Origin of the sequence: Citrobacter sp. wls757, assembly GCF_005280935.1 — a bacterium.
Taxonomy (GTDB): Bacteria; Pseudomonadota; Gammaproteobacteria; order Enterobacterales; family Enterobacteriaceae; genus Citrobacter; species Citrobacter portucalensis.
The window spans coordinates 11,294-13,840 of the sequence record NZ_SZWU01000060.1; the positions used below are offsets into that span (position 1 = coordinate 11,294).

At 56.0% G+C, this 2,547-nt stretch carries 2 protein-coding genes; both read left to right on the forward strand.

The features are described 5' to 3' along the window. Positions 1 to 603 (forward strand): selenide, water dikinase SelD (selD, locus tag FDW94_RS24300; protein ID WP_249358545.1); only part of this gene is annotated, 603 nt, incomplete at its 5' end. Then, on the forward strand, positions 572 to 2,547 hold a 1,976-nt coding region (locus tag FDW94_RS14915; RefSeq protein ID WP_249358547.1), incomplete at its 3' end, for a DNA topoisomerase III. The genes selD and FDW94_RS14915, both read left to right, overlap by 32 nt.

Here is a 2,547-nt window from a genome sequence, read left to right on the forward strand (position 1 = left end):
ATCTTCGGCCTTGCGGTAACCGGCGTTGTGCCGACCGAACGCGTGAAGAAAAACAGCACCGCTGAGGCAGGGTGTAAGTTGTTCCTGACCAAGCCTCTGGGCATAGGTGTTCTGACAACCGCAGAGAAAAAATCACTGCTGAAGGAAGAACATAAAGGACTGGCGACAGAAGTGATGTGCCGGATGAACATTGCCGGTGCGGCATTCGCCGATATTGACGGCGTGAAAGCCATGACCGATGTTACCGGTTTTGGTCTGCTGGGGCATCTGAGTGAGATGTGCCAGGGCGCAGGCGTTCAGGCACAGATCGTCTACCAGGATATTCCTAAGCTGCCTGGCGTTGAAGAATACATCGCGCAGGGCGCGGTGCCGGGTGGTACCCAACGTAACTTTGCCAGCTACGGACACCTGATGGGTGAAATGCCGCAATCGGTACGCGATCTGCTGTGCGATCCGCAAACTTCCGGTGGTCTACTGCTGGCGGTAACGCCGGAAGCTGAAGCCGAAGTGAAAGCGGCAGCGGCGCAGTTCGGTATCGATCTCACCGCCATTGGTGAGTTAGTGGAAGCTCGTGGCGGTCGCGCCATGGTTGAGATTCGTTAACTCGATGCGGTTGTTTATTGCCGAAAAACCAAGTCTGGCGCGTGCTATCGCCGATGTGCTGCCGAAGCCGCATCGCAAAGGCGATGGTTTTATCGAATGCGGAAATGGACAAGTGGTGACCTGGTGTATTGGTCACCTGCTTGAACAGGCGCAGCCGGATGCCTACGACAGTCGTTATGCTCGCTGGAGTCTGGTCGATCTGCCGATTGTCCCTGAAAAGTGGCAACTGCAACCGCGCTCCTCGGTGACCAAACAGCTCAACGTCATTAAGCGCTTTTTGCATGAAGCCAGCGAAGTTATTCACGCCGGTGACCCCGATCGTGAAGGGCAACTGCTGGTGGATGAAGTGCTGGATTACCTGCAACTGGCACCTGAAAAGCGCCAGAAGGTGCAGCGTTGCCTGATTAACGACCTCAACCCGCAGGCCGTTGAGCGGGCTATTGAGCGGCTGCGCGCCAACAGTGAGTTTATCCCGCTGTGCGTGTCGGCACTGGCGCGAGCGCGTGCGGACTGGTTGTACGGTATCAATATGACGCGCGCTTACACCATTCTTGGACGTAACGCGGGCTATCAGGGCGTACTTTCGGTCGGGCGCGTACAAACGCCGGTGCTCGGGCTGGTTGTGCGTCGCGATGAAGAGATAGAGAACTTCGTCGCCAAAGACTTCTTCGAAGTGAAAGCGCATATCGTAACGCCCGCCGATGAGCGGTTTACCGCTATCTGGCAGCCGAGCGAAGCGTGTGAGCCGTATCAGGATGAAGAAGGGCGCTTGCTGAACCGCACGCTGGCTGAACACGTGGTGAACCGCATTAACGGTCAACCGGCGATAGTCACCAGCTATAACGATAAACGGGAATCAGAATCAGCGCCGTTGCCGTTCTCGCTGTCGGCGTTGCAGATTGAAGCGGCGAAGCGCTTCGGTTTAAGTGCGCAAAACGTTCTGGATATCTGCCAGAAGCTGTATGAAACCCATAAGTTGATTACCTATCCGCGTTCGGATAGCCGTTATCTGCCGGAAGAACACTTTGCCGGACGTCACGCGGTACTGAACGCGATTAGCGTCCATGCGCCGGATCTGCTCCCGCAGCCGGCAGTCAATCCCGATACGCGAAATCGCTGTTGGGACGACAAAAAAGTGGATGCGCACCACGCCATCATTCCTACCGCGCGTAGTTCGTCCATCAACCTGAATGACAACGAAGCGAAAATTTACAACCTGATTGCCCGTCAGTATCTGATGCAATTTTGCGCAGATGCAGTATTCAGGAAGTGCGTCATTGAGCTGGACATCGCCAAAGGCAAGTTTGTCGCCAAAGCGCGTTTTCTGGCGGAAGCCGGATGGCGCACGCTGCTCGGCAACAAAGAGCGCGACGAAGATAATGACGGGACGCCGCTGCCGGTGGTGGCAAAAGATGACGAACTGCTGTGCGAAAAAGGCGAAGTAGTTGAACGTCAGACCCAGCCCCCGCGGCACTTTACTGATGCAACTCTGCTGTCAGCGATGACCGGGATTGCGCGATTCGTGCAGGATAAAGATCTGAAAAAGATCCTGCGCGCAACGGATGGTTTAGGTACGGAAGCAACGCGCGCCGGAATTATCGAGCTGCTGTTTAAGCGCGGGTTCCTGGTGAAAAAAGGACGTTATATCCATTCGACCGACGCGGGAAAAGCGCTGTTCCACTCGCTGCCAGAAATGGCGACGCGCCCGGACATGACAGCGCACTGGGAATCTATCCTGACCCAAATCAGCGAAAAGCAGTGCCGCTATCAGGATTTCATGCAGCCGCTGGTGGGGACGCTGTATCAGCTTATCGATCAGGCGCGCAGCACACCGGTACGACGCTTTCGTGGAATTGCCGCGCCGGGCGGTAGTGGTAGCGATAAGAAAAAAAGCGCGCCGCGTAAACGTCCGGCGAAAAAAAGCCCGCCATCTGAAGAGGCGGG